We start from the raw sequence: 5,481 nt of genomic DNA, 5'->3' as shown, positions 1-5,481 counted from the left end.
GCCCCGGTGAACGGCTGCACCATCTACTTCCGCTCAGGAGAGGGATGGTATGCTGCTGGGTTCGGCCCGGAGAAGGGCTGGCGGCGTGTAGTGATTGGGAAGGGCACCTTCCGCACGGAGGGCAGTCCTGCCGGCTGGTCCAAGGTGGACGGCGTGCGCATCTGCGCTTGGCGAGGGACTGAGAAGGACACCTATTGCGCAGTTGACAACCTGCAGGCCCGCAGCGAGGACCTTGCGCTCGTGGCCGCCTCAGGTGCGGGGACCGAGAGCCGGACTGCCTCCGAGACCGCCGAGCGGGTCTCAGACTTCCTCTCCGAGGTCGGAGTGCCCGTCAGTGTCCTCACCGACCAGGATGTCGCCGCCGGCGCCCTGACGGGTCACAAGATGGCGATCTTCGTCTACAGCCCGGCGATGGACGAAGCTACCGCAAGCGCCGTCGAGGAGTACGTCCGGGCAGGCGGCAAGATCATGTTCTGCTACTCGATCCCGCCCCGGATCGCAGCACTCCTGGGCATGGCCGACGTGACCTACAAGGGGCACACGACCGACGGGCAGTTCGCGCGCATCGTCTTCGACCAAAAGGCCCTGCCGGGACTGCCTGCGATGGTCGTGCAGGATTCCTGGAACATTCAGAGCTTCCGCCCGGCGGACGCCAACACGAAGGTCCTTGGTGACTGGCAGGCGCCCGACGGCACCAGCAGTGGCCCCGCCGTGTGTGTGAATGAGAACGGCGCTTACCTGGGCCACATCCTCACCGGCGGCGATGGTCAGGCCAAGGGCCAGTTCCTGCTGGCGGTCGTCGGGCACTTCGTGCCGGGTGCGTGGGAGGAAGCGGCGCAGACCGCGCTGACAGGTGCGAAGGGCGTGGGTCCCTTCACGACCCTTGCGGCTGCGGAGGACTACCTGGTTCGCAACGGCACCGGGATACCGAAGGCCCAGACCGTGGCACAGAAGCTGGCCGACGCCCGCGACGCCCGGGCTAGGGCGACACAGCTAGTGCAGGAGAAGCGCTATCCTGAGGCCCTTGTTGCTGCAGGCGCCGCGCGAGCCGCGCTGCTTGAGGGTTACGTGCTGTGCCACCGCTCACGGGACGGCGAGTTCCGCGCGGTGTGGAACCACTCCGGAACGGGCGACTGCGGCACCTGGGACGACGCCATGCAGCGTCTGTCCGCGGGCAACTTCAACGCCGTGGTGCCGAACATGTGGTGGGGCGGCGTCGCCCATTACGACAGCAAGCTGCTGCCGCACTCCACGACCTTCGACAGCCGGGGCGATCAGATCGCCCAGTGTGTCGAGGCGGGCAAGAGGTACGGCATTCAGGTTCACCCCTGGAAGGTCAACTGGAACCTGTCCACGGCGCCGAAGTCCTTCGTGGACCAGATGCGGGCCGAGGGGCGGCTGCAGAAGGACTACAAGGGAGAGGAGTACTCCTGGCTCTGTCCGTCCGACCCGCGCAACTTCCAGCTTGAGCTCGACACCATGCTTGAGGTCGTCCGCAACTACGACGTGGACGGCGTCCACTTCGACTACATCCGCTACCCGGATGGCGACAAGTGCTATTGCGATGGCTGCCGCGAACGCTTCGAGAAGTTCCTCGGGGCCAAGGTCGCGGACTGGCCCAGGGACTGCTACTCGGGCGCTTTGCGCGCACAGTACCGGCAATGGCGCTGCGACCAGATCACCCGTCTGGTGAAGGCCACCTCCGAGCAGGCACACCAGATCAAGCCCTACCTCAGGATCTCGGCGGCCGTGTTCTCGAGCTACCCCGGCTGCAAGGACAGCGTCGGACAGGACTGGGTGATGTGGTGCAAGCAGGGGTGGCTGGATTTCGTCTGCCCGATGGACTATGAAACCAGTGACACGGCCTTCCGCAACTCCGTAGCGCGTCAGGTCGGGTTGGTGGGTTGCGCTGTGCCGCTGTACAGCGGCGTCGGCCACTTCCGCATTTCAGACGAGCAGACCCTGGGGCAGATCGAGATCTCCCGTGCCCAGGGCAGTGACGGGATCATCATCTTCAACATGGGCCGGCCACTGGCCGAGGCCTGTCTGCCGAAGCTGGCGCAGGGCGTCACCTCGCAGAAGGCCCTCCTGCCCCATGATGGTCCGATCGTCCGCTTCGCAACACCGCTCGATGACAACGAGGCGATGGTGAAGGTCACCGCCGAGACGCTCCCGGTCGAGTGCACACTGGCATCGCTGGGCAACCATCGGCAGCCCGCCACCGGAGCTCGAGGTGCCGTGGAGCTGCAGGATCTGTCCGGCGTGACTCTCGCCCGACTTGGTGACCTCCCGGCCGTGGGCCAGAAGCTGTCGCTGGACGTACCCCGCACCGAGGGCGCAATCCGAGTGGCGGCTGTCGGTGAGCTTCAGTTCGCCGACGGTACCAGCCAACGCTTCATCGTCCGGAGCCGTCCCTACGTGTTCGAGACTCGCTAGGGGCAGGAGACCGCAAGCCCATCAGGAAGCCGAAAAGGAACCGGCACCATCACCCACAAGGGGATGGTGCCGGTTCTGGTTCTACCGACAGTGTCCACGTCACCGCGGCAATGACCAAGTGTCCGCTCTCAGGGCCGTGTGGCCTTCCCGACGACCCACAGCAGGAGCAGAGACCCGGCCACGGCGACGACCACGCTGTACAGATTTACGCCTGAGACCGGTTCACCACCCAGGAACCCGAACACGACCCCTCCGAGCACTGCGCCGATCATACCGACCAGCACCACACCGACGCACCCGCCCTTGAGCTTGCCCCCGGTCAGCAGGTTCACGACGACGCCGGCCAGGGCACCAACCACCACCCACGTCGCCATATCCGGGATTTGCATCCTCACTCACCCTAAGTCATGCGCAGTTTCTCGAGAATCCAGGCGGCAACGACGAAGACCATACCGATGAGCAACAGGACCCACAGGAGTCGGAATAGCAGGCCCAGAACGACCATGGTGATGACACCCACGACAACGTAAGTTAGGCAGCCGCCCTCGAAGTCACGGCCGAGAACGAGGCTGACTGCCCACCCGACGATCCCACCTATCACGATCCACCATACAATCTGCCAAAACATGATTCACCCCGGTTTGCCCCTACGCAGTCGGTAGGGCTCTCGGTTGAGGTCTGCGACCCGCTACTTGACGAACCCCGCCTCCGCCCAGTCCGCATGGTCATAGTTGATGCCGTCGCCGCCGTCGGTGACGACAAGCCTGACCTGCTTTGCTCCAGTCACATCGACGTCGACCCCGAGCACGCCGTCCGCCAGGGTCAACACCCCACTGTCGAAACGCCGCTTCCCGTCGATGAAGACCTGGAAGGCGCAGGAGCCTTGCGGCTCACCGATCTCGCGGTCAATGCCGACCAGTGCGACGAAGCGCCTCGCACTCAGACCTGCGATGTCGTACACGATTTCCGACACTGCGTGGGTGCCGATTCCACGTGAGAAGGTCTCGTCGCCGATGCGCAGCGCGTTCCCATCGACGCTCTTGTTGAGCCGCATCTGTCCCCAGCCCTGCTTCACGGACACCGGCTTGAGGTCGGTGAGGTAGACACTCGGCTTCCCCGGCCTGGCGGGCTGGTCGAGAGTTCGTGCCTTGATCTCAGCCGAGACCGGTCCGAGCTGCCCCTGCAGCCCACAGGCACGCACACTGTAGACATGCTCGCCGGCGGGCTTGAGGTTGCTGTCCTGAAACTCGGTTCCGAGGACCAGGCCGAGCGGCTCGCCGTCACGCGTCAGCCGGTACGCAACGGCCTCGGGCACGGGCTCCCAGGTCACCGTGATGCTGCGCCAGTTGTCGCTGGTTGCGACCAGGCCCGTGACCTGCCCCAGGTAGTGGGGCGTCTGCGGCGGTGCTGGAAGGAACTCGACGCGCCAGACCACGTCACCGCTCTTCTCGGGTCGGAAGGTCACCTTTGCGATAGGCGCCTCGCGGGTGATCTCCGGCGCCGGGCCGGAGGTGTTGGCTCGCGACACGGTCCAGGAGCCCTCCAGTCCATCGAGCAGGAAGGTGAGGGCGTAGGGATCACCCGCGACACAGTGGGAAACCCCAGACCAGGCCCGGTTCGCAGGTTCCCAGTCCACCTGGGCCAGGTCCACGGCGCCCTGGGTGATATGCCGCGAGGTCGAGAGGAGCTGCGGGCGCCTTGCGAGGGGCACTACGGACAGGACGTCGCAGGAGGTCGGTCGCTGCACGAAGCTGACCTCGCCCGCGAAGCGTCCCAGGTAGCGCTTGTTCCAGAAGTCATACACACCGACGGGCGCAACGCCCAGGGACGGATCGAGGTCGGCGAAGCGCAGCTTCACCGTCTGGGCACGCTCCTCCCAGTTGAAGAGCCCGACCACATCGCGCCGGAGGCCCATGCCCGGAATCCTCGCAGCGAGGTGCCAGAGACGAGGCTTGCCCTTCTGCGGGTACAGGCACATCGGCTTGATGTCGGCCGGCGGGAACACCCGCTTGAGGATCTCAACCCGGTCGGGCGGCAGTTCGTACATCTTGTCGCTGGCCATGAGGAGTTGGCCCGTCAGACCGTAGAGGCTCGCCCAGGTCCGAGCCTGATCGAGGGTCAGCGGGGGCCGGACGCACAGCACGTCCGGGTCGTTGTACCAGGCGATGTTATGCGTGTACAGCGAACGGAGGGTGCAGTCCAGCGCCGGCTGGAATCCGCGCCAGTTCGCTGCCACGTCGCCGCCGGTGCGGCTACCATTCATGATGTCAAGTCCCTCCCAGGGCGTTCCCCAGCATCCCAGGAGGAAACGATCCGGGCCGATGGCGTCGTGAATCGCCCTCAGCCCCAGTCGGTAGGCGTCGTCCCCGGCGATCGACGGGTCACGCAGGCTTGCCTGGTGCTTCTTGAGGAGAGCGACCGTAGGCGGCTGCCCGTCGATTTTGAAGTAGTCGTATCCCCAGTCCTTCGCCAGCTTGTCGAACAGGGCATGGAGGTACTCGCGACTGCGCGGGTTCGAGGGGTCGCACAGGTACTTGCCGACCCAGCCGGCGTCGACGTACCGGCCCTTGTCGTCAACAAGCCACAGGTTCGGCGATGCCTTCGCGACAGCGGAGGAGGACTGGCCAAAGCAGGCGAGCCAGATGCCCGGCTTCATGCCCTTCGCGTGGATCTGGTCGGCCAGCCACTTCATGCCGTGCGGGAACATCGCCTCATTGGTGACGCTCCAGTCGCGCCACTCCTGCTCGTCGGCATCGCCTCGGCCTTGCCAGATGTCGTCGATCTGGAAGTACGTGGCACCGAAGGGAACCAGGTTCTCGGCCATCCAGTCGAGGTTCTTGATAGCCTCGTCCTCCGTCAGACCGCGGTAGTAGTAGTACCAGGAGCACCACCCGCAGGGAGGCGTCGCGAAGACCGACTTGTCGATGGGCTCGTAGTACTTGAGGCCGCGTTCCTTCTTCATGAAGTCGCGGCGGATACGGGCGGTGAACAGGACGCCACTCTGCGGCCCGCCGGGAGTGAAGGTCAGCGCGCTATCGCTCGCGG

General features: G+C 65.4%; 4 protein-coding genes. 1 reads left to right on the top strand and 3 read right to left on the bottom strand.

Annotated elements, in window-relative coordinates:
* Nucleotides 1-2,436 (top strand): family 10 glycosylhydrolase (locus tag ABFE16_15205; GenBank protein MEN6346647.1); only part of this gene is annotated, 2,436 nt, incomplete at its 5' end.
* A 128-nt stretch (nt 2,437-2,564) separates the two neighbouring features.
* Here the strand turns inward: ABFE16_15205 and ABFE16_15200 are convergent.
* The 3 genes from ABFE16_15200 to ABFE16_15190 all read right to left on the bottom strand — a co-directional run.
* Complete coding sequence (locus tag ABFE16_15200) at nt 2,565-2,825, bottom strand: GlsB/YeaQ/YmgE family stress response membrane protein (GenBank protein ID MEN6346646.1); 261 nt, start codon at nt 2,823-2,825, stop codon at nt 2,565-2,567.
* An 11-nt stretch (nt 2,826-2,836) separates the two neighbouring features.
* Nucleotides 2,837-3,064 (bottom strand): hypothetical protein, encoded by a 228-nt coding sequence (locus ABFE16_15195; GenBank protein MEN6346645.1) that lies wholly within the window; start codon nt 3,062-3,064, stop codon nt 2,837-2,839.
* Between the two features lie 60 nt (nt 3,065-3,124).
* Nucleotides 3,125-5,481, bottom strand: a 2,357-nt coding sequence (locus tag ABFE16_15190; GenBank protein MEN6346644.1) for an NPCBM/NEW2 domain-containing protein, incomplete at its 5' end; no start/stop codon positions are given.

Source organism: Armatimonadia bacterium (genome assembly GCA_039679385.1).
Lineage (GTDB): Bacteria > Armatimonadota > Zipacnadia > Zipacnadales > JABUFB01 > JAJFTQ01.
The sequence above is the reverse complement of the archived record's forward strand: the minus strand, read 5'-3'. Positions and strand labels throughout refer to the sequence as shown.

Coding starts and splice junctions, on each gene's coding strand:
- ABFE16_15200 (MEN6346646.1), bottom strand. CDS start 2,825: ATGCAAATCCCGGATATGGCGACGTGGGTGGTGGTTGGTGCCCTGGCC.
- ABFE16_15195 (MEN6346645.1), bottom strand. CDS start 3,064: ATGTTTTGGCAGATTGTATGGTGGATCGTGATAGGTGGGATCGTCGGG.